Annotated in this window: 20 protein-coding genes and 1 tRNA gene; 16 read left to right on the top strand and 5 right to left on the bottom strand. The window is 40.5% G+C overall.

Annotation, left to right across the window (positions count from 1 at the left end):
- Positions 1 to 39 precede the first annotated feature (39 nt).
- Both A7P54_RS15855 and A7P54_RS15850 read right to left on the bottom strand, forming a co-directional pair.
- Positions 40 to 1,269: an outer membrane protein transport protein gene (locus A7P54_RS15855; RefSeq protein WP_171550143.1), complete on the bottom strand. Its 1,230-nt coding sequence runs from the start codon at positions 1,267 to 1,269 to the stop codon at positions 40 to 42.
- Positions 1,270 to 1,520: 251 nt separating this feature from the next.
- Positions 1,521 to 3,014, bottom strand: coding sequence for an outer membrane protein transport protein (locus A7P54_RS15850; protein ID WP_171550142.1), 1,494 nt, complete (start codon positions 3,012 to 3,014; stop codon positions 1,521 to 1,523).
- Between the two features lie 488 nt (positions 3,015 to 3,502).
- Here A7P54_RS15850 and kdpA point away from each other — a divergent pair, with 488 nt between their 5' ends.
- The 8 genes from kdpA (at position 3,503) to A7P54_RS15810 (ending at position 13,135) form a co-directional block, all read left to right on the top strand.
- A complete protein-coding gene (gene kdpA / locus A7P54_RS15845) occupies positions 3,503 to 5,209 on the top strand; it encodes a potassium-transporting ATPase subunit KdpA (RefSeq protein ID WP_216077140.1) in 1,707 nt (568 codons plus the stop codon).
- A gap of 16 nt (positions 5,210 to 5,225) precedes the next feature.
- On the top strand, positions 5,226 to 7,238 hold the full coding sequence (gene kdpB, locus A7P54_RS15840; protein WP_171550140.1) for a potassium-transporting ATPase subunit KdpB: 2,013 nt from the start codon (positions 5,226 to 5,228) through the stop codon (positions 7,236 to 7,238).
- Between the two features lie 9 nt (positions 7,239 to 7,247).
- A complete protein-coding gene (gene kdpC / locus A7P54_RS15835) occupies positions 7,248 to 7,883 on the top strand; it encodes a potassium-transporting ATPase subunit KdpC (RefSeq protein WP_171550139.1) in 636 nt (211 codons plus the stop codon).
- Between the two features lie 12 nt (positions 7,884 to 7,895).
- Positions 7,896 to 10,547 (top strand): sensor histidine kinase KdpD, encoded by a 2,652-nt coding sequence (locus A7P54_RS15830; RefSeq protein ID WP_171550138.1) that lies wholly within the window; start codon positions 7,896 to 7,898, stop codon positions 10,545 to 10,547.
- A gap of 11 nt (positions 10,548 to 10,558) precedes the next feature.
- The gene (locus A7P54_RS15825; RefSeq protein ID WP_171550137.1) at positions 10,559 to 11,257 is read left to right on the top strand and encodes a response regulator transcription factor; all 699 of its coding nucleotides are present in this window, start codon (positions 10,559 to 10,561) and stop codon (positions 11,255 to 11,257) included.
- A 146-nt stretch (positions 11,258 to 11,403) separates the two neighbouring features.
- A complete protein-coding gene (locus A7P54_RS15820) occupies positions 11,404 to 12,075 on the top strand; it encodes a CsgG/HfaB family protein (RefSeq protein WP_005322629.1) in 672 nt (223 codons plus the stop codon).
- 17 nt (positions 12,076 to 12,092) lie between these two features.
- On the top strand, positions 12,093 to 12,461 hold the full coding sequence (locus tag A7P54_RS15815) for a DUF4810 domain-containing protein (protein ID WP_005322632.1): 369 nt from the start codon (positions 12,093 to 12,095) through the stop codon (positions 12,459 to 12,461).
- Complete coding sequence (locus tag A7P54_RS15810; protein ID WP_171550136.1) at positions 12,458 to 13,135, top strand: GNA1162 family protein; 678 nt, start codon at positions 12,458 to 12,460, stop codon at positions 13,133 to 13,135. Before A7P54_RS15815 ends, A7P54_RS15810 begins: the two co-directional genes overlap by 4 nt.
- A gap of 59 nt (positions 13,136 to 13,194) precedes the next feature.
- On the opposite strand, the gene A7P54_RS15805 is transcribed toward A7P54_RS15810, so the two are convergent.
- The gene (locus tag A7P54_RS15805; RefSeq protein WP_171550135.1) at positions 13,195 to 14,655 is read right to left on the bottom strand and encodes a coniferyl aldehyde dehydrogenase; all 1,461 of its coding nucleotides are present in this window, start codon (positions 14,653 to 14,655) and stop codon (positions 13,195 to 13,197) included.
- Positions 14,656 to 14,810: 155 nt separating this feature from the next.
- On the opposite strand from A7P54_RS15805, the gene A7P54_RS15800 reads away from it, so the two are divergent.
- The 5 genes from A7P54_RS15800 to A7P54_RS15780 all read left to right on the top strand — a co-directional run bounded on the left by A7P54_RS15800 (position 14,811) and on the right by A7P54_RS15780 (position 21,304).
- Complete coding sequence (locus tag A7P54_RS15800) at positions 14,811 to 15,857, top strand: AraC family transcriptional regulator (protein ID WP_252728625.1); 1,047 nt, start codon at positions 14,811 to 14,813, stop codon at positions 15,855 to 15,857.
- A 481-nt stretch (positions 15,858 to 16,338) separates the two neighbouring features.
- Positions 16,339 to 17,676, top strand: a complete 1,338-nt coding sequence (locus A7P54_RS15795) for a CitMHS family transporter (RefSeq protein ID WP_171550133.1) — start codon at positions 16,339 to 16,341, stop codon at positions 17,674 to 17,676.
- Between the two features lie 142 nt (positions 17,677 to 17,818).
- A complete protein-coding gene (locus A7P54_RS15790) occupies positions 17,819 to 18,958 on the top strand; it encodes a porin (protein ID WP_171550132.1) in 1,140 nt (379 codons plus the stop codon).
- 213 nt (positions 18,959 to 19,171) lie between these two features.
- On the top strand, positions 19,172 to 19,732 hold the full coding sequence (locus A7P54_RS15785) for an undecaprenyl-diphosphatase (protein WP_171550131.1): 561 nt from the start codon (positions 19,172 to 19,174) through the stop codon (positions 19,730 to 19,732).
- A 159-nt stretch (positions 19,733 to 19,891) separates the two neighbouring features.
- Entirely contained in the window at positions 19,892 to 21,304 is a 1,413-nt protein-coding gene (locus tag A7P54_RS15780) for a glutamine synthetase family protein (RefSeq protein WP_171550130.1), read from the top strand.
- A gap of 45 nt (positions 21,305 to 21,349) precedes the next feature.
- Here A7P54_RS15780 and A7P54_RS15775 read toward each other — a convergent pair.
- Both A7P54_RS15775 and A7P54_RS15770 read right to left on the bottom strand, forming a co-directional pair.
- A tRNA-Arg gene (locus tag A7P54_RS15775) sits at positions 21,350 to 21,422 on the bottom strand.
- A gap of 69 nt (positions 21,423 to 21,491) precedes the next feature.
- Positions 21,492 to 22,850 carry an amino acid permease gene (locus A7P54_RS15770; RefSeq protein ID WP_004803037.1) on the bottom strand — a complete coding sequence of 453 codons (1,359 nt, stop codon included), beginning with the start codon at positions 22,848 to 22,850 and terminating at the stop codon, positions 21,492 to 21,494.
- 372 nt (positions 22,851 to 23,222) lie between these two features.
- Here A7P54_RS15770 and prpF point away from each other — a divergent pair, with 372 nt between their 5' ends.
- From prpF to A7P54_RS15755, 3 genes are all read left to right on the top strand, one after another.
- Positions 23,223 to 24,410 (top strand): 2-methylaconitate cis-trans isomerase PrpF, encoded by a 1,188-nt coding sequence (prpF, locus tag A7P54_RS15765; RefSeq protein WP_004803039.1) that lies wholly within the window; start codon positions 23,223 to 23,225, stop codon positions 24,408 to 24,410.
- 170 nt (positions 24,411 to 24,580) lie between these two features.
- Positions 24,581 to 25,498 (top strand): polyprenyl synthetase family protein, encoded by a 918-nt coding sequence (locus tag A7P54_RS15760; RefSeq protein ID WP_004803041.1) that lies wholly within the window; start codon positions 24,581 to 24,583, stop codon positions 25,496 to 25,498.
- Between the two features lie 193 nt (positions 25,499 to 25,691).
- Positions 25,692 to 26,060, top strand: coding sequence for an MmcQ/YjbR family DNA-binding protein (locus A7P54_RS15755; RefSeq protein WP_171550129.1), 369 nt, complete (start codon positions 25,692 to 25,694; stop codon positions 26,058 to 26,060).
- Positions 26,061 to 26,086 lie beyond the last annotated feature (26 nt).

Below are 26,086 nucleotides of genomic sequence, written 5' to 3'. Positions count from 1 at the left end.
GCGCCACTTCAGTCGTGGCTCAGGGTGAGGGGAGATTTCTTAGAATTTATACCCAATCTTTAAACCATAAGCGATGGCATCATTATTTTCAAATTCAGCCACATAACCTGGTGTGTTGAATTGTGAACCTGATTGAGCTTTGGCATCGCCGAGCCAGAAGTATTTCACGCCACCCGCAATAAAAGTCGCAGGTGTAGGGCTATATTGAACACCGATACCGACATTCCAATAACCTTCAGTTGGGCCCAGTGTGGTTACAGGGTTACCTGCACCAGAGTCCCAACCCACAGATACATTTCCTGCCCATTGATCATTTAGTTTACGACCAACGCCTGCGGTAATTGAGTATTGATCTTCGGTGTATGCAACCAGATCAAAACCGTCTTTTTTACCTGTTGAAGCAACGATAGGAGGTAATGTTGAAGCAGCACCAAATTTATATGGACGAATGGCAAAATCTTTCCAGTTCACCCAGCGTAAATTCGCAAACGCAACTGTGTTTTCCATAATCCCTGTTTGAAAATCAAGATTAACCGATTGAGGGGTGGTGATTTCAGTTGTGCCTGTTGAATGATTGATTTTATTTAAAATCGCATCAAAACCAGCATTACCAGTCATACCTGCAATGCCATGCGTTTCATAAGCATTCATTTCATGCTTGATTTTGGCACGATAGGTCAAAGAGGTTTTGAGTGCGATTTCAGGAATTTGATAAGCAACCCCTGCTAACCAACCGACTGCTTCATCACGGCCTGTTTTAAAATCATAACCACTATAGGCACTATAGCTCTGACCACGTAATAACACGGTGCTGTCTAAGGTTTGATAAACTGCACCCGCATAAATGTTCCAGTTTTGTGTTGGTTGATAACCGAATAACAAGTTTAAGTTTTCAGTATCGACCGTAACTGATGTACCACCTTTAAAAGGCAAAGGACGGCTTTCGATAAAGTTACTTTTGCCTGTATATTCTGCATCAGCACCATAAGGCTGGTCATAGATCAAACCAATCGAGAATTTATCCGTTGCTTGAATTTTTAGGGCAGCATTTGGAGAGTAATAATGATTCGCCATATTCCCTGTATTGTTTTGAGATGTGTCCTTACCTGATACATTGGGATCAAGAACAGTAAGACCTGCTTCAAAATAGTTATTTGGCTGTAAAAATGCTGCAATTGATTGACCTGAGCGATCCAGTGCTGCGGCAAATGTTGTCGTTGTTGGAACTAAGCTAAGTAGAAGAGCCGTTTGAATAGCATTCAGCTTCATTAATATGTTCTCTCAAATCACTTTGTAACAGAATGGCGCGAAAAGTATCATAATTTTTATGCGCTTAAATATTTTACAAATGTCAATAAATGAACTGATAAAGTCACGAAAAATGCTTGAGCATTCATGTTTTCTATTGATGCATTTAAATATATAAGAGGGTGTGTATTTATTGATCTATTAATTTGATTTTGTTGATTAAAGCATAATAAAAAAGGCCATCATAAGATGGCCTTTTTTAAGATAAATAATTAGAAACGGTAACCGATTTTCAGACCGTATGCGATCGCATTGTTGTCTTCAAACTTCGCAACGTATTCATTGCCACCAGCTTGAGCACCAGTTTGTGCCTTAGCATCACCTAACCAGAAATACTTCACGCCACCAGCAATAAAGGTTGCAGGAGTCGGGCTAAATTGAACACCTACACCAACGTTCCAGTAGCCTTCTGTTGGGCCCAAAGTTGTCACAGGGTTACCTGCCCCAGAATCCCAACCCACAGAAACGTTACCAGCCCACTGTTCACTCAGTTTACGGCCAACACCAGCGTTTACAGACCATTGGTCATCCGAATATTCAACTAGGTTGAAACCATTTGGACGACCGACTAAGCCACCAATTTGTTGAGATAATAAACCAAATTTATATGGTTGAATTGCGAAGTCTTTCCAGTTCACCCAACGAACATTTGCAAATGCAACAGTGTTCGCCATGATGCCTGTCTGGAAATCTAAGTTTACAGATTGAGGTGTCGTAATTTTAGTCTTTTTACCAACACTACCTTCTTCAAGTGCTTGAGCTTGAGCTAAAGCTTGAGCTGGGGTAATACCAAGTAAACCTGCTAAAACTGCTGGGTTATTTGTCAATGCAGAAGTTACAGAGAAATTCTCATTGATATTTACTTTATGATCAATTTCAGAGCGGTAAGTTACAGATGCTTTAAGTGCAATTTCAGGAATTTGGTAAGCTGCGCCCACTAACCAACCCGCACCACCAGTTTCTTTGATATCAGCATCGTAACCGTTATAAATACTGTATGCAGTACCGCGAAGGTTTACTTTACCTTTTACAGTTTGATATACGCCACCTGCATAAAGGTTTATGTTTGGTATAGGTTGATAACCAAATACCAGTGAAATATTTTGTGTATCCACTTCTACAGCAGTGTTACCAACACCTAAAGAAGCATTTGCATCTGCAAGACCTTTTTGCATTGCAAGAAGTGGTTTGCTTGCTTCTGCTAAAACAGCTTGAGTTGCTGCTTGTTGAGATAGGCCTTGAGACATTAGTGTCCCAATTGCTTGTTTAGCCGCGTCAGATTGCATATAAGCTGCTACTTTAGCCTTACCTGCATTGGCTAAAGCATCTAAACGATCTTGTGGTAAAACAGTATCAGCACCAGGATTCGATACAAAAACGTTGTTGCCAGTATATTGCGCATCGGCCCCATAAGGTTGGTCATAAAGAAGACCAAAAGAGAATTTATCAGTCAGTTGCAGTTTTAATGCTGCGCTAGGGAAATAATAATCATCACCCATATCGCCAATTTTACGAGTAGTTGCTGATGTACCAGCTTCCTGACCTTTAACTGTTGGGTCTAGAACCGAAAGACCAGCTTCAAAATAGTTACCCGGCTGTAAAAATGCAGACATAGATTGACCTGAACGGTCTAACGCTGCTGCAAAAACTCCAGTTGCAGGTAGCGTTGCTAAGATCATGGCAGTGCTAAGATGTTTTAATTTCATTGTAATCTTTCCTTGAACTTCAAGATTCTTAAGTGTTAAGAAGCTATGATCTGACAACAAAAAAGTTATCTATCGTGATTGGCTATAACTTCATGTAACAAAAATACCATAATTAAAATAAGAGTAAATGTTCTAAATGAACTAAGCAGTACGCTGGATTAGATGAAAATGGATAAAAATAAATCTTAAAAAATTTATATACATATGTGTTTTTATTTGTAAAATAATGATAAATATAAATTATTATTTTAAAATAGTAATCGTTCTTTTTTGCATTTTTCCCAAAAAAGTTTTTTATTTGGTCAAAGATTTTTTGTAAAAAATGAGATTTATTTCTCCATATTTTCTTTTTAGGTAAAAATTTCAGCGCATTAGAACATCGTTGAATAATTTTACGCAGAATTTACGTCTACTGGTTTTTTCAATATAGAGAATTTACGTCCTTCATTTCCATACTAACGCTAACCTATTTTTAAATGGCATATGCTATGTGGGAATTTATCTCTGTATTTGTCCTTTCATTACTGCTGGCTTATCCGCTCGGTGCTTATCTTGCAGATGTGATGCAAGCAAAGCCAATGAAAAGTGACGCGTTGTTTAAATGGATTGAACAACCCATTTATGCTGTGTTGGGTGTTAAGCGTAGTGGAATGAATTGGCGACAATATTTAACGGCATTTGTGCTCAGTAATATTTTACTGCTTGCTGCAAGCATCACCATTTTAATGACTCAAGCATGGTTACCACTCAACCCTGATCATATCCCGAATATGAATTGGGATCTGGCTTTACATACCAGCATTTCATTTCTGACCAATACCAACCAACAACACTATTCAGGACAGGCTCAACTATCTTATCTATCGCAAATGACAGTCATTGTTGGATTGCAATATTTATCGCCAATTATTGGGCTGGCTTTGTTGGTGGCAATGTTGCGAGCTTTATTTTTGCAATCAGGTCGAGAAGAAGGCTCGGATAAAAAAAATTGGAATACGATTAATTTAGGTAATTACTGGATGGATATCATCCGACCATTATTTAGATTCTTTATTCCATTAGGTCTTATTTTTTCTTTGCTACTCACTTTTCAAGGCGTGCCTGCAACACTATCTGCCGGTCCAACAGCGCAGGTCTTGGATCAAAGCACAGAAGTAAAAAACCAATATATTCCATTGGGCCCTGTTGCGCCGATGGTGGCGATTAAACAATTGGGGAGTAATGGTGGTGGCTGGTATGGCCCAAACAGTAGTGTGCCTTTAGAGAATCCAACGCCGTTATCCAATGTGATCGAGATGATCGCGATCTTACTGATTCCGTTGTCGGCAGTATTTATGGTCGGGCGCTTTATTCAACGCAAGAAATTGATGTGGATGATTTTTGGCAGCATGTTGCTGATGTCGTTGGCTTCAACCTCATTAACGTTGTGGACCGAAAAATCATCTTTAAGTGCTAATCCTGCGTTGATGGAAGGGAAAGAGCTTCGTTTCGGTGCGGATACATCAGCATTGTGGGGAAGCTTGACCACGCAAGTGAATAACGGTTCGGTCAATATGATGCATGATTCTGCCTCACCACTGACGGGATTGGTTGAACTATGCAATATGTTGATCAATGCCATTTGGGGCGGCATAGGGTGTGGGCTATTACAGTTCTTTATTTACCTGTTTTTAGCGGTATTTATCGCAGGTTTGATGACGGGACGTACCCCTGAGTTGTTCGGCCGAAAAATTGAAGTGACTGAAATTAAGTTATTGGCTTTGGTAATTTTACTGCAACCCGTGGTGATTCTTGGCTTAACTGCGATCGCCATTGCATTTCCATCGATTACAGGGAATTCAAATCCAGCATTTCACGGCATCAGCCAAGTATTTTATGAATATGTCTCTGCCTATGCCAACAATGGCTCTGGTTTTGAAGGTTTAGGTGATAACACTTTATGGTGGAATCTGAGTGCCAGTGTCGCTTTATTGGCAGGCCGTTACAGCGTGCTGATTATTCCAGTCTTGATTGCAGTCAGTTTAGCAACCAAACCACAAGCAACAGAAAGCAAAGGTTCTTTACATATTGAGTCACCGACCTTTGCACTGACCTTAATCGGAATCGTGTTGATTCTCACCTTATTGCAATTCATGCCAGTGTTGGTAATTGGGCCAATTGCTGATTATTTATCTGTGCTATCTGTGAAAGTTTAAGCGTGGAGCGACAACAATGAAACATTCAAATGCGACACAACAAATGGATATTTTGAATAAAGAAATTATTCAGCAAACTTTTCATAAACTGTTGCCACAGTATGCTTTTAAAAACCCAGTGATGGCCTGTGTCTGGGTGGGAACAATCTTAACGATTATTGCAACCTTGATGGGGAGTACCAGTTTAGGTTTTGGTTTGGTACTGAGCTTGATTCTATTGGTGACGGTCTTATTCGCCAATTATGCAGAAGCGGTTGCAGAAGCCAAAGGCCGCGGACAAGCAGCATCATTGCGTCAAGCGCGTGAAAACTTAACTGCAAATCGTATCCTCGATTTAAATGCGGTACCGAATACGATTTCTGCGAATCTACTTAAAAAAGATGATCTCGTCGTTGTTAAAGCAGGTGAGATAGTCCCTGCGGATGGTGAAATTATTCAAGGCTTTGCGACCATCAATGAATCAGCTGTTACCGGTGAGTCTGCACCTGTATTGCGTGAAGCTCATACCGATCGATCAGGGGTCATTGGTGGGACAAAGGTCTTGTCCGATGAAATTATTATTCGGGTCAGTAATGAAGCTGGTCATAGTTTCTTAGACCGTATGATTGCATTGGTGGAAGGCGCTAACCGCCAAAAAACACCGAATGAGGTTGCATTGAGTATTTTGCTCAATATCATGACCATTACCTTTATTGTGGTGGTGGCAACATTACCTTTTATTGGTTCCATGGTCGGGATCAAAATCAGTATGGTTTTGTTGATTGCACTGTTGGTATGTTTGATTCCAACCACGATTGGGGGCTTGTTGCCTGCAATTGGGATTGCTGGGATGAACCGTGCTTTAAAAGCCAATGTCTTAGCCAAATCAGGGAAAGCAGTTGAAGTTGCGGGTGATATTGATGTGTTGCTGTTAGATAAGACCGGCACGATTACCTATGGCGACCGCCAAGCGACCTCCTTTTATCCATTGGCTGGCGTGAGCCCAAGTGAGTTACGCCAAGCAGCCATGCTGACTTCTTTTGCTGATCCAACTCCTGAAGGTAAATCCGTGGTGAGTTTGGGTAAAGAAATGGGAGAGAGCATTCGTGAGCCTCAAGATGCCGAATTCATTCAGTTTAGTGCCTCGACACGGTTGTCTGGTGTGGATTTGGTCACAGGGCAAAAAATTCGAAAAGGTGCTGTCGACGCCATTCTTAAATTCACCTATCAAGATATTAAGGATAACGTTGAGCTTAAGACTCGTGTCGAACAAGTGGCATCAAAAGGGGCAACACCACTCGTAGTGGCTTCGAATCACAGCATTTTAGGGGTGATTGAGCTCTCGGATGTAATCAAGTCTGGGATTAAAGAACGTTTTGCACTGTTACGTGAGATGGGTATCAAAACCATTATGGTTACAGGAGACAATCCGTTGACTGCAGCAGCGATTGCCGCAGAAGCGGGTGTGGATGACTATATTGCAGAGGCCAAACCCGAAGATAAATTGGCTTGTATCCGTAAAGAACAAGCTGCGGGTAAACTGGTGGCGATGGTCGGTGATGGTACCAATGATGCACCAGCTCTGGCACAGGCGGATATCGGCTTGGCCATGAATTCAGGCACCCAAGCAGCCAAGGAAGCAGGCAACATGGTGGACTTGGACTCCGATCCAACCAAACTGCTGGATGTGGTGGAAATTGGGAAGCAGCAATTGATTACCCGTGGCGCCTTAACCACCTTTTCTCTGGCAAATGATGTCTCCAAATACTTTGTGATTTTACCTGCATTGTTTGCAGTAGCAATTCCACAACTTGGGGTGTTGAATATTCTGCAACTCAGTAGTCCAAGCAGTGCAGTAATTTCAGCATTGATCTTTAATGCGTTGATTATTCCGATGCTGATTCCATTGGCATTAAGAGGTGTGCAATTCAAACCCGCCAGTGCATTGCAATTGTTACGCCGTAATATGCTGATTTACGGTGTAGGTGGCGTGATCTTTCCGTTTATTGCGATCAAGTTGATTGACCTTGTTGTGTCATTGTGGATTTAGGAGTGAGAGATGAATACTTTATTGAATCATGAGCAATTGAATAAACAGGACCTACCATTATCCAATCCAGTGCATGCAATTTTACGTCCAAGCCTTGGTTTGATCTTGGTGGGGTTCCTTGTCGCAGGTGTCTTATATTCTGCTGTGAGTATATCGATTGCCCAGTTAATTTTTCCGAAGCAGGCCAGTGGTAGCTTAATTGAATTTGATGGCAGAATTGTTGGTTCAAGTTTGGTGGGGCAAAATTTTGTTGGTGAACAATATTTCCATGGCCGCCCCAGTGCGGTAAGTTACAATGTTGATGGGATGGCAGGCAGTAATTTGGCGGTTTCTAATCCTGACTTACAAAAACAAATGAAGGAAAGAACAGTGCAATTTGCTCACAATAATCACATTTCAGAACAGCAGGTACCGAACGATATGGTTACGGCATCAGGCAGTGGGATTGATCCTGATATTTCACCTGAGAGTGCATTATTACAAGTGAAACGAGTGGCACAACAACGCCATTTAGCAGAGCAGCAATTGCAAGATTTAGTGCAACAACAGATTCAGCCTGCACAGCTTAGTTTATATGGGCAAGCACGAGTCAATGTACTGCAGTTGAATCTAGCCTTAGACCAATTGTCATCTACACCTCGTTAGTAGAGTCCACTTATGCAGATCGACCGTAATCACAAAGCAGATGCATGGCTGGCACATAGCCAGCGTGAACAGTCTGGACGTTTGACCATTTTCTTGGGTGCAGCACCGGGGGTTGGTAAAACCTATGCCATGCTGACTCGAGCACATGAATTGATGCAGCAAGGGCAACATGTGGTGGTTGGGATCGTAGAAACTCACGGTCGATCTGATACCGAGCGCTTGATTCAAGGCCTCAATGTGATTCCAAGAAAGGCAGTGGAGTATCAAGGCCGTATTTTGGAAGAGATGGATCTTGATCAAATTCTTAAATTAAAGCCTGAAATTGTGTTGGTAGATGAACTCGCACATCGTAATGTTCCGAATAGCCGGCATGAATTTCGCTGGCAAGATGTGAATGAATTATTGGATGCAGGCATTGATGTCTATAGCACTTTAAACATTCAGCATCTAGAAAGTCTGAATGATGTGGTCTATCAAATCACGGGCATTCGGGTCAGTGAAACGGTTCCTGATGCGTTATTAAAACGTTTGAAAGATATTCGTTTGGTTGATTTGCCTGTTCCTGAATTATTAGAACGCATGAATCATGGCAAAATTTATTTAGCCGATGTTGCACCACATGCACTGCAAGGTTTTTTTAAGCCCGCACATTTAACTGCTTTACGTGATTTAGCAATTCAAACCGTTGCAGGGCAAGTTGAAATTGATTATCGGGAGAAGTTTGTTGCACAAGGGCAGATTATCCCGATTCAAAATCATGTGATGTTAGCGATTGATGGATCAGAATTTTCTGAAGATCTGGTACGGCGGGCACATCGTATTGCGGAAAGACGCAATGCAATCTGGAGTGTGATTTCGATTCAAAAAAGCCAAAATTCGAATACACAAGTTTTTGCAGTGACCAAAGCATTCAACTTGGCACGTAAGCTGGGTGCTGATACTTATTTGTTACATAGTAATCATATTGCATCGACCATTTTACAGGCTGCCTATGATTATGGTGCATCGAATATTCTGTTGGGGAAAAGTCCTAAAAAATCATTATGGCAACGCCTGTTCTCCGACCATATTGCGGATCAGCTATTAGAAAAGCAGCATCCATTTGAAATTACTTTTGTTCAACCCTTAAAAGCTAAAAATAATACTGAGGCTAAACCACAGATAGATAAGGCTTACTCTTCTTGGTTAGAACAAGGTTTGGCATTTAATCCACGTGAGATGATCGAAAGTATTTTGATTGTTCTATTGGGGTTGATTGCGGCAACTGTGAGTGATCACTTTATTGGTTATAGCGAATTGGCCTTGATCTTTGTAGTCACCGTGCTTGTCGTGGCGATGCGAGCAAGGATGTTCATCACCATTATCAGTGTGTTGATTTGCTTCTTGCTGTATAACTATTTCTTTATTGAACCACGATTTACGCTTCGCATCAGTGCTGAACGAGGGGTGATGACCATCATCATCTTTATCATTTCAGCATTATTGGTGGGTCGTTTAGCCAATCAATTACGTGCTCAGGTATTGAGCTTACGTGCAGCAAACTCAGTTTCCCTACAAATGCAAGAATTAGAACGGAAACTATCCAGCTGTGTCGATATTGAACAAGTTCTGAATATCGCCAAGCAACATTTAGAAAGCTCTTTAAATGCAGCCGTTTGGCTACGGATCGGAACACAAGAGTTAGGTGATCACTCTTTATTCAATGAAAAAGATCAGATTGCAGCGAGTTGGACCCAGAAAAATGCCAAACCTTGTGGACGTTTTACCAATACATTAACGCAATCCGAATGGTGGTTTAATCCGCTGAATTTGGTGGGGGACTATGGTGTCATTGCCATTCGATTTAATCAAAATACAGACAGCATTAGTTTTGAACAACAACGCCTTACAGAATTGATGATCGATGATATTGCTCAAACCGCTTCGCGGGTGCAACTGTCTCTACAATTAGAAAACTCGCGTGTGGTGGCTGAAACTGAAAAGTTGCGCTCTGCATTATTGTCGTCAGTCTCGCATGACCTACGCTCACCATTGGCGGCAATGATTGGTTCTGCAGATAGTCTGAAATACTATGGCGAGCAAATGTCCGAGGAGGACCGACATGAATTGTTAGATACCATTCATGTCGAAGGTGAACGATTGGATCGCTATATTCAAAATTTACTGGATATGACCCGGCTCGGCCACCAAGGTTTGAGTCTCAGTCGTGACTGGATTGGGGTCGAAGAACTGATTGGTTCTGCGACGCAACGCCTGAAGCGTTATCAACCCAAAGTCAATATTGATGTCACAATGACAGATGACTTGCCGCAATTGCATGTGCATCCTGCGTTGATTGAGCAAGCGATATTTAACGTGCTAGAAAATGCAGCCAAGTTTTCACCAGATGATATCCCGATTGAAGTACATATCCAACAGGATGACGGTTATCTTCAAATTGATATTATCGACCAAGGTGTTGGCATTCCCGAAGAGGAGCGAGAGCAAATCTTTGATATGTTCTATACCATGCAACGTGGTGATCGGGGAAAAACAGGAACCGGATTAGGCCTCGCCATTGTCAAAGCCATTATCGGTGCGCATATGGGCAGTATTGAAGCTTTGGCTAGTACATATGGTCAGGGCACCTTAATTAGAATACGATTACCACTGCATCAGGATTAAAATTATTATTTATGCCGCAAACATTAAATTCTCAAGCATCGATTCTGATTATTGATGATGAGCCACAAATTCGAAAATTTCTGGATATCGCTTTACGTGCACAAGGTTATCAGGTACATGTCGCGGAAAATGGTATGAAGGGGCTGGAGACTTTGGCGACACGTGGTGCTGATTTATTGATTTTAGATCTTGGCCTACCAGATATGGATGGGCAAGAAGTTTTGATTGAGTTACGACAGTGGTCTGCGATTCCTGTGATTGTATTATCTGCGCGCCCTGATGAAAATCAAAAAATAAGATTATTGGATGCTGGAGCGAATGACTATGTCACCAAGCCGTTTAGTATTCAAGAACTCTGTGCGCGTATTCGGGTGATGTTTCGGAATATGCCACAACAGTTGGAGCATAATTTAGTCTTCAATGATGGGCAGCTTTGTATCGATGTAGCTGAACATGCTGCTAAATTGCTAGGTGAAGAAATTGCCCTAACTAAAAAAGAGTTTCAATTGCTGGCTTTATTGATTCGTCATCAGGGCAAGATCGTGACGCAAAAACAAATTATGACCGAGTTATGGGGCATTACCCATGAAGAAGATACCCATTATCTTCGTATCTTGGTGAAAAAGCTTAGAACCAAAATCGGTGATTCTGCTGTGACGCCCAAGTATATTTTTACTATTGCGGGTGTAGGGTTACGTTTTTGCGAATAATCTGGATTAAGTTGAGCTAATTGGTTGGATTATAAAATTATTTATGATAATTTAAAGGTGGAGCTTGAATTGTAAAATGTTAGATAGTTCACGGTTTTTAAGCTATAATTTTCACGTTTTTTAATCTTTATTTTGATCGAGCGACAATGAAAAAATTATTAGCGGTGACAGTATTCAGTACTTTTGGCTTAATGGCCTGCTCAACCACAGAAACATCTAAATCAATTCAAAGTCCTCAAGTGACGGCAGCAGTTCAACAGATTAAATATAACGGGGTAAAAGTACCTGTTTCGATTGGTAAGTTTGATAACCGTTCTAGTTATATGAGAGGCATTTTCTCTGACAATGTTGATCGTCTTGGTGGGCAGGCGAAAACTATTTTAGAAACGCATTTACAGCAAACGGGTTATTTCTCTGTTCTAAATCGCGATAATTTGTCTGAACTTAAGCAAGAAGTGGGATTTAGCAACAGCACTCAAAGCATTAAAGGTGCACGTTATGTGATCACTGGTGATGTATCTGAATTTGGTCGCAAAGAAGTGGGTGATCAGCAATTATTTGGGATTTTAGGGCGCGGTAAACAGCAAATTGCTTATGCCAAAGTGAACTTGAATATTGTGGATGTAAAAACTTCAGAGATTGTACATTCAGTACAAGGCGCGGGGGAATATGCATTGAGCGCACGTGAAGTACTCGGTTTTGGTTCTACCGCATCTTATGATTCGACTTTAAATGGTAAGGTTTTAGACTTGGCTGTACGTGAAGCAGTGAATAACTTAGTGACTGATATTCAGAATAATCGTTGGACTGCGCAATAAGGCTGGACCGCTGTAAAATGAAAAAAATTCTGTTCACCAGTTTAATCACGATCGGCTTGGTTGGCTGTGCTGCGGGGCCTCAACCTTTATATAGTTGGGGTTCTTATACACAACAGACCTATCTGATGTATAACCAGCCAGAAAAAGCTACACCGAGTGCACAAATCATTAAGTTAGAAGCGGAAATTGAAAAAGCCAAAGCGAAAAATCTGGCCGTTCCGCCAGGTTTATATGCACATCTAGGATTGTTATCTTTACAAGTGAATAATGCGCAAAAAGCAGTTGAATATTTTCAATTGGAACGACAAGTTTATCCTGAATCTACGGTATTGATGGATCGGTTGTTGCGGAAAATGAATGCCAATGTGGGATCGACGCAGCCATGATTAAGACCTTTTTAGTTACAACCCTTCTGCTGACGGGTTTGGTATTGACGGGCTGTGCTTCATCTCCAGCGGTAAATAAGGATATGACGGCGTATAAACAGCATATGCCGAAATCTATTTTGGTATTACCGCCCGTTAACGATTCTCCTGATGTAAAGGCAACTTATAGCTATTGGCCGACAGTCGTTATACCTGTTGCTGAAGCGGGTTACTATGTCTTTCCAATTTCTGTTGTGGATTCGATGTTTAAAGAGAATGGCGTGACCAATGGTCATGACGCGCAAAGCATTTCAACACAGAAATTGAAGGAAATCTTTGGTGCTGATGCGGCTTTGTATATTCGAATTAAAGAATATGGTTCTCAGTATCAAGTCATTCAAAGTGTTGCAACGGTGAGTGTGGAAGCAAAACTGGTCGATTTAAACACCAATGAGACGCTTTGGTCGGGTGAAAAGAAAGCCGTGCAATCGAGCAATAGTGGCAACAATGACTTACTCACAGCACTGGTCGGGGCATTGGTTGAACAAATTGCGGGGAGCTTAAATGATCGTGCTTATCCCTTGGCAACGATTGTAAATACCCAACTCTTTACCCCGACGCAGCATAACCCTGGTTTGGGTTTGCTTTACGGACCTCGTTCACCGAAATACCAACAAGATGGCGTAGTGAAGTAATTCATGTTTCATTTGCAGAATAAAAAAGCCTCTTGATGAGGCTTTTTTATTATCGAATCTTATTTAATATTTGGATCACCTTGTTTCAAGAAGAAACGTAAGGCGAGTTTCTGTACCCAAGTACCATAAGGTGGATAGAACAGTTGGGTTGGGAAGAAGCGATGACGTGCAAAAACAGTTTTTGCATGGGAAAGCTCACGGAAACCTTCTTCGCCATGATATGTGCCCATGCCTGAGTTTCCGATTCCCCCAAAAGGTGCATCATGATTGACCACATGCCAGCCCCAATCATTTAAGGTTACACCGCCTGAATGAGTCTGCTTTAAGACATAATCACGTTCATTAGCATCGTGGGTAAAGAGGTATAAGGCTAATGGTCGTTCACTCGCTTGAATATAATCAATTGCATCATCCACTGTACCGTAAGCAACCACAGGCAAAACTGGGCCAAATAACTCTTCTTTAAGAATCCGCATCTCTGGGGTGCAATTGAGGACGATATGCACTGGCATACGACGCGCATCTTTGTCACGATCATATTCACCACAGGCAATGATTTGAGCGCCTTTGGCTTTGGCATCATCTAAGATATCGAGTAAACGTTTTAGATGACGATCATTCACAATCGAAGTGTAGTTTGTATTTTGGCTAATATTATTGCCATACATCGTAGTGAAATTTGCTTGGCATTCTGCAACGAATTGATCCACTTTTTCTTTTGGCACCAGTGCATAGTCGGGCGCAACGCAGATCTGACCACAGTTGGTCGCTTTACCATGTAAAACGCGTTTCGCTGCATCAGCAAGAGGATAGTTGCGGCTGACTAATGCTGGGGATTTACCACCAAGTTCTAAGGTGACTGGGGTTAAATTATCTGCTGCCGCACGCATGACCACCCGACCAATTGCTGGTGAACCTGTAAATACAATATGGTTGAAGGGCAGCGAGGTGAATTGTGCTGGATCAAGGATCTCTTCACCAAAAACAGCTACTTCATCTTCACTGAAAATTTCAGCCAGCATCCGTTTAACTACAGCATTGGTTACTGGAGTCACTTCAGGTAACTTGATCATCACCCGATTGCCTGCTGCAATTGCGGCAATTAAGGGTCCCAAGGCTAAATAAACAGGGAAGTTCCATGGAACAATGACACCGACTACACCTTTAGGCTGGTATTGCACCCGTAAACGATTCGATAAAAATAGTAGTTCAGTGCTACGTTTACTTGGTCGCATCCAACGTCTTAAATGATGAATGGCATGTTCTGCTTCAAGCACTGAACCGAGTAAATCAAGCAGTTTTGATTCATCTACTGAGCGTGAACTAAAGTCAGTATTAATTGCAGTCGCAATCACATCTTGATAACGGATAATTTGTTTTTTTATTTGCAATAATTTAGTACGTCGATCATCGAGATCTGGGTAGGGCTTGGCATCAAAAGCAGCACGCTGTTGCTTAAACACCGAATACATATGTTCGGTTGCAGGATCACTGAATTGTTGTGAAGTTGAAAGTGTCATTGTTGCTCCTTTCATGCTTATTAGTAGAATAGACTTTATGATTGATGAGATTTGTAGTCGATGTTAAATTGAGACAACAAAAGGTAATTTAGTGCCATTATGCATCATCACTCAAGGGATGAGGTGAAAAAATGCGTAAACAGGATGTGAGCCCGATGCTGATTGAAGCGCGTTATGATCAAAATCAATTGGCTCAAGGTACGCCGATTTTAGGTCTAACCAGCCTGCTAGAAGCCATGCAACAGCAAGGTTATCGTTTGGATGAGGTTTTAGCGGGCACAGGCATTTCTCAAGATGCGCTGAATAGTGCAGCTTCTCATATTTCTCCCTATCAAAAATTACAACTTTTTCAAACGATTCAGCGTTTATCTAAAGATCCGCTGATTGGCATGCGGGCTGGGCAAAAACAGCGGCTATCGGACTTTGGCGTTTATGGCTATGCGCTGTCTTCCTCTCGTAATTTCCAACAGGCCGTAGAGTTTGGGATTCGTCATATCAAACTCGCGGCACCCGTACTCAAGAAAAGCTTTTCGATTCAAAAGCAAGTTGCCATTTTTGAAGGTCATGAAATTATTGCACTCGGCAAGCTATTGCCTTTGGTGTGTGAATTTTGGTTTAGTTCGATGCAAACCTTGATTGAATGTGTTTTGGAAGCACCCTTTCAAGCGAAAAAATTGTTACTGCCTTATCCTGCGCCTGACTATGCAGATGAATATGAAAAAGTCTTTCGCTGTCCTGTGGAATTCGATGCAGAGGTGATGCAATGGCATTTTGATCTTGATTGGCTCGATAAACCTTGTCCGAATGCCAATCCGATTACTGCAGATATGTGTCAATCCTTTTGCGAAAGGATGTTGGGGAGCGATGATGATGAACAAGAACCCGATTTAGTCCGAACAATCCGTCTGATCTTATTAGATGCAGTGGGCAGCTTTCCGAGCGCACAAGAGATTGCTGATCAATTGCATTTATCCAAGCGAACTTTATACCGCCGTTTGTCAGATGCTGAAGTCAGTTATCAAGAGATTTTAGACAGCACCAGAAGGCGACTTGCAGATGAATATTTGGCAACAAGTTTGAGCATTGATGAAATCGCAGAACGCTTAGGATTTTCGGATACCTCAAATTTTAGAAAAGCCTATCGTAATTGGGTGGGGATTTCACCAAATGAATATCGAGCGGATAAAAATAAGATAATTTAGTTTAAAAAATAGGTTTTATTCTCAAAATATGAATTTTTTAATTTAATTTTAATATCGCGCGATAATAATGACTATTATAATTACTGGAATGCTCATAAACAGATATTTATTTAAATACAATAGAAGTTTTATAAATGAATGATATTTGTTTTAATTATCATTTAATTAAATATGTTATTTTTTAATCAAAAAATGCACCATAATATTGCATTGTGATTTTAAATATATAGCATTTTGATTAGTTATTCTTCAGGTGTTTTGATCGATTGATCTATATTTTTTAATAAAAACATATTAATAATTAGAGTCTTATATTTAAAAAGTATATTTGTATACTTTTAAGGTATTTTTCATGTGAATGGTTGTGTTCACTATATAATTAAATTAAATGAATTAGCTAAAGTTAAATCGCATAGAATCTGTGCTGGATTAGGGTAGGTCTACCCATTAAAAAAACTTATTATGCTAAGGATTGCATTCAATGCTGACTTTTTTAGGTATCAGCATGATCATGTGCTTTATGTATTTGATCATGTCAAAACGTCTCAGTGCATTAGTTGCATTAATTTTAATCCCATTCATATTCGCTATTATCGCTTGGGGCTTAGGTTTTTATTTTGACAGCTTAAGTCATATTCAATTGGCCGAACTTGGCAATACCATGTTAGAGGGTATTAAAAAGCTCGCACCAACAGGCGTCATGCTTCTTTTCGCTATTTTATATTTTGCCTTAATGATTGATTCTGGGTTATTTGACCCTTCGGTAAGATGGATTTTAAAGAAAGTAAAAGGCGATCCATTAAAAATCACTTTGGGTACAGTTTTTCTCACATTATTGGTCTCTTTAGATGGTGATGGTTCAACCACATATATGATTTGTGTGGCAGCAATGATGCCGCTTTATAAACGAGTCGGTATGAATCCACTGATCATGACCTGCTTGATGTTGCTTTGTAGTGGTGTGATGAATTTGACGCCATGGGGTGGACCAACAGCCCGTGCTGCAAGTGCATTACAAGTTGATGCCAGTGAAGTCTTCATTCCAATGATCCCATCAATGATTGTGGCGGCTGCTTGGTTATTCTTCTTGGCTTATATGTATGGCATGTATGAACGCAAACGTTTAGGTGTGATTGAACTGGTCGATATTAGCCATGCAGATGATATTTCGATTTCAAAAGATCCAGAAGCACAACGTCCACATTTACGTTGGTTTAACGGTATTTTGACCTTAGTCTTGATGGCATCTTTGGTAAAAGGGATTTTACCAATGTCGATCTTATTTATGCTGGGTTTCTGTATTGCATTGGTGGTGAACTATCCGTGTGTCAACATGCAGAAAAAGCGTATCGCCATGCATGCAGACAGTGTCTTAGCGGTAGTGGGTGTAATCTTTGCTGCGGGTGTTTTTACAGGGATTTTATCAGGCACAGGTATGGTTGAGGCCATGTCTAAAGGTTTCGTTGCGGTGATTCCACCTAGCTTAGGACCTTATCTAGCACCAATTACGGGCGTATTGAGTATGCCTTTAACCTTCTTTATGTCTAATGATGCCTTTTATTTTGGTGTTCTACCGATTTTGGCAGAAGCAGCATCACACTATGGCATTGCACCCGTTGAAATCGCACGTGCGTCGATTATTGGACAACCGATTCATTTATTATCGCCATTGGTTCCTTCAACCTACTTACTTTGTGGTTTGGCTGCGGTAGAAATGGGGGATCATCAGAAATTCACTTTGAAATGGGCATTTATTACTTGCTGCGTGTTGATGGGCAGTGCCTTAATATTTGGTGTATTTCCATTTTATAATATGTAAGTCAAATTGTTATAATGCTTTTATATTCATGAGAATATAAAAGCATACTTATTTACGCATTCCCACTTAATTCTAAATTTTGCTTGAAACACAGCGAAATAGAGATTTTTTACACTTTTTTTAGATGGTTAGGAACATAACAATGAAGATGAAAATTGCACTCGCGACAATGATGAGTATTGCGACCTGTTCTGCATTTGCAGCACCAAAATTTTATGGAGAGATTGATGCCAGTATTGATTATCTACCAGAAAAAAATGCAAATTCGGCAGATCATGATGTTTGGAAAGTAAATAGTAATAGTTCATTTGTTGGAATTAAAGGTGAAGAAAAATTAACCGAAAATTTGAGTGCGGTTTATTTAGCAGAATGGGCATTTTATGCGGATGGCGACAAAACTGATTGGTCGCAACGTAATCGTTTTGTCGGATTAAAAGATGATCGTTTTGGTACAGTCAAAATTGGTAAACATAATACACCGTTAAAAGATTTATCCAGTCCTGTAGATAGTTTTAATAACTATATCAGTAATAAAGCGGATATCACCGGCATTATGACAGGTGAGAATCGTGTCAATAATGTGGTGGTCTATGATTCACCTGAAATTGCCTTGAATGGTGGTAACTTAGAAGCCAGTGTTTTACTTGCAACAGGTGAGAGTAGAGGCATTGAAGATGATAAACGTGGTGGTGTGAATGCTGCCGGTCGTGGTCTAGGTGATGCATGGTCGGCATCGCTGAGCTATAGTCATCCTGTGTTTTTGGTTGGTGTTGGTTATGACAAAGCCATTCCAAGTGATTTCTTGGGACACGGTTTATTAAATGCAGCTGAGACTGAAACGCAAGTGGATGAAGTGTTCGCTGCTGCGAATACCGTGCGTGTGATTGGTCGTTTGACACCAATTGAAGGACTTGCCATCAAGGCTCTTTATCAGACATCAAAGATTGTAGATAAGCCAGGCAATAAAGTTGTTGATCCAACAACTTTAGATCCAGAAGGATTTATTCGTAATATTGATGATTCACAAGGCTGGCTCATTGGTGCGGAATACAAATTACCAAATCAGTCAAAATGGACGGTGAAAGCACAATACAGTCAAAACAGCACCAGCTTTAAAAGCAATGAGGCCGATTTCGATGCCAATCAATTATTACTTGGTACCGACTATTCATTTAACAAACAAGTGAAAGTCTATGGCTATGCTGGATATTCAACATTCGAGCAGGCAAGTGCTAAAGACAAGCAACCGATTGCGGGCACGGGTTTAGAATTTAAGTTCTAAATTTCAGTGAATTAACATCAATAAATAGGATAAATTTGTCCTATTTATTGGTGATTTTATTTGAATTGTTTTTCTCGTTGATAAAGCAATGTATAACTTAATTCCTTTTAGGATATGTGAATAATAAAATATAAAAATTATTAATAATTTCTTCATTATTCTCCTGTATATTGAGCGCATTGATCTTCATGGATAGTGTGGATAGAAAAGGAAATGATTTTTAAAGATTTAAATATCTCTTTGTTTAATAGTATAAATTCTTTTGCAAAGGAGCATGCCGCGCTAGACAAGGCCGCAATTTTTTTGGCGGAGGATTTGAATACGGTACTGATCAGTTTTCTGGTATTTTTATTGGTCATCCAATGGAAAACATATCATCTTTTATTTGCCAAAACTTTAGTGATTGTGCTGTTTTCTTTACTTCTAAGCGACATTATTGAATTCTTTTATCATCATCCTCGCCCATTTCAAATTGACTTAGGTCATAAGTTAATTGGCCATGGTTCAACTTCATCTTTCCCAAGTCAGCATACGATAACGGTTGTGATTATTGGCTTTTCTTATTGGATGGCGGGCTTTAAAAAGATTGGTTTGATCGGATTATTGTGTAGTGTAGTTGTCGGTCTATCGAGAGTTTTTGTCGGTGTTCATTTTCCGTTTGATGTGATTGGTTCTTTTGTGATTGGTTTTATGCTGGTGGTATCAGTCAATTATGCACTGAAAGAGTTGGCAATTAGAGTCAGAAGGTTGAAAATCATTCGCATTGCGGATTAAAGATTTCAATCTAATAAAAAACGGAGCTTGACTCCGTTTTTTATTGCCCGAGTTATAAGAAATTTATTCGATTACCCCAAGAGTTTACGCACTGTTTACGTTACTTCTAACCAAGCTTTAACTAAGCTAAATCTATCTATATAACTTGAGCTTTCAGCTATGAGTGCTGTACTTGTTGAGATCAATCATCCATCTGCGCTTAAAAAGTATATTCAAACGGCAATCTGCAACAATGATATTAATGGTGTTACGCTAAAAAAACGATTTATAGAAGAAGTTGAAACTTATTTAAAACATTATCCACAGACACAACACGTCGATATTTATTTATGTGACTTAAATGGACATTTACGCGGTAAACGTATAGATGTTAGTTGCCTCAAAAATCTGAGTAAAGGTTGTTATTTCCCATTGTCGATTTATGCCATGAGTCTGGATGGCAAAGTGATTGAGGAGACAGGACTCGGTAAGTATATTGGAGAGCCTGATCATTTATGTGAACCTGTTTTAGGCACATTGAAACCACACGCACTTGAGCCAGAAACAACAGCCCAACTACTGCTCAGTATGAAGGATGATCATCAGCAAGATTGCGTATTTGAACCTCGCAATATGTTGAAAAAAATCCTCTCTCAACTTCATGATAAAAGTTACTTTCCCTGTATCGCTGCCGAAGTCGAGTTCTATCTGCATCCCTTAAGTGAGGCTGATGAGGTTGAAGAAACCATGAGCCAATGCTTTGATATTAATACCTCCGATCATTATCAAAATATTCTGAATGAGATCGAAGCAGTCGCAAAACGACAGCGTATTCAAATTACAGGAATCGTTTCTGAATCCTCTTCAGGTCAGTATGAGATTAATCTGCAACATACAACGGATCTATTGAGCTTATGTGATCAGATTATGTTGCTGAAAAGAACCATCAAGCAGATTGCGAATAAGCATGGACTACGTGCAAACTTCCTTGCCAAGCCTGATATGCATAAAGCGGGCAGTGGCATGCATTTCCATATGAGTCTTTTAGATCACAATCAGCAAAATATTTTTAGCTCATCACAGGGTAATATCTCTGATAATTTATTAAAAGCGGTGAGTGGATTACTGTTATTGATGCCTGATTCGATGGCGATTTTAGCGCCCAATCTGAATTCTTTTAGACGCTTTAAATTTGGCAATCATGTGCCACTTGAAGCCAATTGGGGGCTGAATAATCGTAATGTGGCGATTCGAATTCCATGTTCAGATCAAGAAAATCAGAGACTGGAATACCGCGTGGCAGGAGCTGATTGTAATCCTTATTTGGCTGTCGCTATAATTTTGATAGGTACATTGCATGGTCTAACACAGGGATTAGATATTCCAAAGCAAGCGCATCAGTTAAAACTTAAAAGTGAGCATGTATTCTTGCCGACTGAGCAAATGCAGGCTTTGCAATTATTCCAAGCCAATTCGGTTTTAATCGAATACTTAGGAAAGGACTTTGCCACGCTTTGGTGTACGCTAAAGCAGGCTGAATATCAAAGTGTCTATAGCCAGATTACTGCTATTGAAAAGAGCTGGGATATTTAGCCGCTCGATGTGCTGTTGCAATATAACAAAAATGCTAATGGGTTATGCGCTCAGCGGGACTCGAACCCACGTCGGTCGCTTAGGAGGCAACTGCTCTATCCAGTTAAGCTATAAGCGCATAATTTTATGATTATAAACAAAAAAGTGATTGCAGAAGCAATCACTTTTTAATGAAACCGATTAACTGTTAGTTTTCAGTTTTGCGATTTAAAAACTTATAGAAAATAAACATGGCGACGATCCAGATCGGAATCATCAGTACAGATTCTTTGAAGCCTTGTTGCCACATGATATACAGCACTACAGCAATAAAACCTAATACCAAATAGTTACTAAATGGAGACCATAAAGCAGGGTAAGAGGTTTTAATTTGAGCTTTTTTGATATGACTTCTATATTTCAAATGGGTCAAACTGATCATGGCCCAGTTTAAAACCAGTGCACCAACAACCACATACATCAAATGTCCAAGTGCATCTTCAGGTACAAAGTAGTTTAACAAGACACAACCAAAGATCAGGAATGCCGAGAGCAGGACTGCTGGAACAGGGACGCCTTGTTTATTGGTTTTGGTAAAGATTTTTGGTGCATTACCTTGTTGAGCTAGGCCAAATACCATACGGCTATTGGCATACATACCACTGTTGTATACAGATAATGCTGCTGTCAGGATAATAAAGTTAAGTAGGTGGGCTGCCCAACCAATCCCCATTTGACTGAAAATCATCACGAATGGACTTTTATCTAAGCCACCTAAGTCCAATTGGTTCCAAGGCACAAGTGACAAGAGAATAGCAAGCGAACCCACATAGAACACTAAAATACGAATCACCACTTGGTTAATCGCTTTAGGAATGGTGGTCTTTGGATCTTTGGCTTCTGCTGCGGCCATACCAATCAGTTCAATACCCCCGAAGGCAAACATCAAGAAAGCCAGCATATAGAACAAGCCATCGAAGCCATGCGGGAAAAAGCCGCCATGTGACCACAGGTTGCTAAATGAGGCTGTTGAATTTGCATCCGCAGTGAAGAGCAAGAATAGACCAAACAAGATCATAGCAACGACGGCAGTTACCTTGATGATCGCTAACCAGAACTCTGATTCACCATAGAATTTAACATTGGTTAGGTTCACTGCCGTAATCACGACAAAGAAGAACAATACAGACTGCCAAGCGGGGATTTGTGGCCACCAGTAATTAATGTATTTACCTACTGCCGTTAGCTCAGTCATTGCGACAAGGATATACAGTACCCAATAATTCCAGCCAGTGATAAAACCTGGAAATTTACCCCAATACTTATAAGCAAAATGGCTAAATGAACCTGCAACAGGTTCTTCAACAATCATTTCACCTAAATGACGCATGATTAGAAAAACAATCAAGCCGCCAATCGCATACCCCAAAATAATAGATGGCCCAGCAGACTGGATAATTTGCGCAGAACCTAAAAATAAGCCCGTACCAATCGCTCCACCCATCGCAATGAGTTGGATATGGCGGTTTTTTAGTCCACGCTGAAGTTGAGAAGAATCGTTGTTCAAAGGACTGAGCTCGACGAGGAATTAACTGGATTATTCTAATAGATTCAAAGATTTTCGCCTAGTAAAAGTACAGCGATGCTATGACTGGAAAGTTGTTTTTAAAAGTTATTTAAAATCTTATATTTATATGAACATTAAAATGAAATATGCTGCAATTTTGTACAGTTGGAGAATGCCTTTGTTTTTCCCGACGGATGGAATAGTATTTTTGCCATTGTGAAAGTCTTGAAATCTACTCACTATAATGCATAGATTTTACACATTATGACCAATCCCAAAACCATTGGTCGTATGGTATTTTTGATGGCCGTGCAGTACCTTTAGATTCAAAACCAATCTGCACCAAGAATATGATAAAAGGAAGACATTGACATGAGCTCAGTACCGCAAATAAAAGTCCCAGCAACCTATATGCGTGGGGGGACAAGTAAAGGTGTGTTTTTCAAACTGGATGATTTACCTGAAGCGGCACAAATAGCGGGCAAGGCACGTGATCAACTTCTTCTCCGTGTGATTGGCAGTCCAGACCCTTATGGCAAACAGATTGATGGCATGGGTGGGGCGACCTCAAGCACCAGTAAAACGGTAATTTTGGCAAAAAGTTCTGAGTCAGAACACGACGTTGATTATCTATTTGGTCAAGTATCAATTGATCAGCCGTTTGTCGACTGGAGTGGTAACTGTGGCAACCTAACCGCAGCAGTGGGTTCCTTTGCCATTTCAAATGGTTTGGTCGATGCAGCGCGTATTCCTGAAAATGGGATTTGTACGGTACGGATCTGGCAGAAGAATATTCAAAAAACCATTATTGCACATGTTCCTGTGACCAATGGTCAAGTTCAGGAAACAGGTGATTTTGAACTGGACGGTGTGACTTTCCCCGCAGCTGAAGTTCAGATTGAATTTTTAGACCCGGCTGATGATGGCGAAGAAGGCGGCGATATGTTCCCGACAGGAAACGTTGTGGATCAACTGGTTGTTCCTGAAATTGGCACATTCCAAGCCACATTTATCAATGCAGGTATTCCGACCATTTTCCTCAATGCAGAAGATATTGGTTATCAAGGTACAGAATTACAAGATCAGATTAATGGTGATGCTGCAGCTTTAGCACGTTTTGAGAAAATTCGTGCTTATGGCGCAGTACATATGGGTTTGATTGAAGATATTTCAGAAGCAGCTGCGCGTCAGCATACGCCTAAAATTGCTTTTGTATCACAACCAAAGAGCTATACCTCATCAAGTGGTAAACCCGTCGAGACCAGTGATGTGGACTTATTGGTACGTGCTTTGTCGATGGGAAAATTACATCATGCCATGATGGGAACGGCAGCAGTTGCGATTGGTACGGCAGCCGCTATTCCAGGAACCTTAGTGAATTTGGCTGCCGGTGGCGGTGAGCGTGAAGCCGTTCGTTTCGGTCATCCATCTGGGACTTTACGTGTGGGTGCTCAAGCTGAATTGATTGATGGTAAGTGGTCTGTTAAAAAAGCCATTATGAGTCGCAGTGCGCGTGTGTTGATGGAAGGCTGGGTTCGTGTACCAGGGGATACCTTCTAGTTTATTTTCTTTTTGAGTTTTATAGGTAAGGCCTTCATTTGAAGGCCTTATTATTTTAGGTCTATTAAAAATACAAACACAATTTCATGAGATAAATAATGTTATGATGTGGCAATTCTGGCAAGTCTTGTCATTTTACTCTTCCATTCAGATTTCCTGAGGCAACAACTGTGTCATCTATCTCTCAAGTTAATGCGGATGTTCTAAAACAAGCTCAACAACGTATTCAACAAGATTTATTGACAGCATTGGCTGCATTTTCAATTCCAGAACCTTTAAAAGCAGCCGTTCATCATACCGTGATGTTAGGTGGTAAGCGGGTTCGTCCTGCACTCTGTTATGCAGCAGCGTCATTACAGCCGAATCACAACTTTGCAGCAGCACGCCGTGCCGCAGTTGCGGTTGAATTGATACACTGTTATTCGTTGGCACATGATGATTTACCATGCATGGACAATGATTTACTACGTCGTGGACAACCAACCTGTCATGTTGCATTTGGTGAAGATACGGCCTTATTGGCGGGTGATATTTTGCAGTCGATGGCATTTGAGATTTTGGGCAGCCGTTTGTTTGATGAGCAGGGCCAAGGAACTGAAGCTGCCATTGTCTTAAAACAAGTGCAAATCTTGGCAACAGCAAGTTCAAGAATGGTTTGTGGCCAGGTATTGGATTTACAGGCTGAAGGGGAAGGAAAACAAGTTGATCAAGCTGAATTGGAAAATATTCACCGTAATAAAACAGGGGCTTTGATTCAAGCAGCAATTATGATGGGTGCGGTGACCATTTTTAATGGGACTGATCAGGCAATTCCTAAATTACGCCAATTTGGGCAAACGATTGGTTTAGCCTTCCAAGTACAAGATGACATTCTAGATGTGACGGCAAGCACTGAGACTTTAGGTAAGACTGCGGGTAAAGATGAGCAAGTTCAGAAATCAACTTATCCATCGTTGATGGGCTTAGCACAAGCACAGGCTTATGCACAAACTTTACATGATCAAGCCTTTGAAGCCTTGGCTTATTTTGGTGCTGATGCCAAAGAGCTGGTCGAAATTTCGCAGTTTTTACTGGCTCGGAAAAGTTAATCTTTCGTCAGCTTTGATCAATTATTGAGTGTTATAAAAGACCATCCTTGTATGGTCTTTATTTTTGGAGTCGGTATATACCTTAAGATGATCAACAGAATAGATTTAAGCAGTTTATAAATCATTGTTTTAATATAAAAGTGAATCTAAGATAAATAGATGATCCATAGAAATAACAACAGAGCATCACTTTATGAATGACGATCAATTAGAACAATGTGCGCTTGAATATGGACAACAACTGGCTTTTTCCATCCAATCACAACCTTTTGGTCCAGACTGTGAGGTCTTTAAGGTCTTTGATAAGGTATTTATGTTGATTGGTGCTTATTCTGGCAAGTTGCTGGTGACGATTAAATGCGAGCCTGAGAAAAGTTTGGAATATCAGGAACTTTATCCTTCGATTTCGGCAGGCTACCATATGAATAAGAAACACTGGATTTCGATTGCAAGTCGTCCAGAGATCACCGCAGATTTGCTGCAAGACCTGATTAAAGATTCTTATGATTTAGTGGTGGGAAAACTCCCACTTAAAGATCGAAAGCGAATTCAGAATGTATAAAAAATAAAGCAGCGATAACGCTGCTT

Source organism: Acinetobacter sp. Ac_3412 (genome assembly GCF_013072675.1).
Lineage (GTDB): Bacteria > Pseudomonadota > Gammaproteobacteria > Pseudomonadales > Moraxellaceae > Acinetobacter > Acinetobacter higginsii.
This window is presented reverse-complemented; position numbering and strand designations above follow the sequence as displayed.

Excerpts from the sequence above, each read along its gene's own strand:
- A7P54_RS15855 (WP_171550143.1), bottom strand. The coding sequence starts at position 1,269 with ATGAAGCTGAATGCTATTCAAACGGCTCTTCTACTTAGCTTAGTTCCA.
- A7P54_RS15850 (WP_171550142.1), bottom strand. The coding sequence starts at position 3,014 with ATGAAATTAAAACATCTTAGCACTGCCATGATCTTAGCAACGCTACCT.
- kdpA (WP_216077140.1), top strand. The coding sequence starts at position 3,503 with ATGTGGGAATTTATCTCTGTATTTGTCCTTTCATTACTGCTGGCTTAT.
- kdpB (WP_171550140.1), top strand. The coding sequence starts at position 5,226 with ATGAAACATTCAAATGCGACACAACAAATGGATATTTTGAATAAAGAA.
- kdpC (WP_171550139.1), top strand. The coding sequence starts at position 7,248 with ATGAATACTTTATTGAATCATGAGCAATTGAATAAACAGGACCTACCA.
- A7P54_RS15830 (WP_171550138.1), top strand. The coding sequence starts at position 7,896 with ATGCAGATCGACCGTAATCACAAAGCAGATGCATGGCTGGCACATAGC.
- A7P54_RS15825 (WP_171550137.1), top strand. The coding sequence starts at position 10,559 with ATGCCGCAAACATTAAATTCTCAAGCATCGATTCTGATTATTGATGAT.
- A7P54_RS15820 (WP_005322629.1), top strand. The coding sequence starts at position 11,404 with ATGAAAAAATTATTAGCGGTGACAGTATTCAGTACTTTTGGCTTAATG.
- A7P54_RS15815 (WP_005322632.1), top strand. The coding sequence starts at position 12,093 with ATGAAAAAAATTCTGTTCACCAGTTTAATCACGATCGGCTTGGTTGGC.
- A7P54_RS15810 (WP_171550136.1), top strand. The coding sequence starts at position 12,458 with ATGATTAAGACCTTTTTAGTTACAACCCTTCTGCTGACGGGTTTGGTA.
- A7P54_RS15805 (WP_171550135.1), bottom strand. The coding sequence starts at position 14,655 with ATGACACTTTCAACTTCACAACAATTCAGTGATCCTGCAACCGAACAT.
- A7P54_RS15800 (WP_252728625.1), top strand. The coding sequence starts at position 14,811 with ATGCTGATTGAAGCGCGTTATGATCAAAATCAATTGGCTCAAGGTACG.
- A7P54_RS15795 (WP_171550133.1), top strand. The coding sequence starts at position 16,339 with ATGCTGACTTTTTTAGGTATCAGCATGATCATGTGCTTTATGTATTTG.
- A7P54_RS15790 (WP_171550132.1), top strand. The coding sequence starts at position 17,819 with ATGAAGATGAAAATTGCACTCGCGACAATGATGAGTATTGCGACCTGT.
- A7P54_RS15785 (WP_171550131.1), top strand. The coding sequence starts at position 19,172 with ATGATTTTTAAAGATTTAAATATCTCTTTGTTTAATAGTATAAATTCT.
- A7P54_RS15780 (WP_171550130.1), top strand. The coding sequence starts at position 19,892 with ATGAGTGCTGTACTTGTTGAGATCAATCATCCATCTGCGCTTAAAAAG.
- prpF (WP_004803039.1), top strand. The coding sequence starts at position 23,223 with ATGAGCTCAGTACCGCAAATAAAAGTCCCAGCAACCTATATGCGTGGG.
- A7P54_RS15755 (WP_171550129.1), top strand. The coding sequence starts at position 25,692 with ATGAATGACGATCAATTAGAACAATGTGCGCTTGAATATGGACAACAA.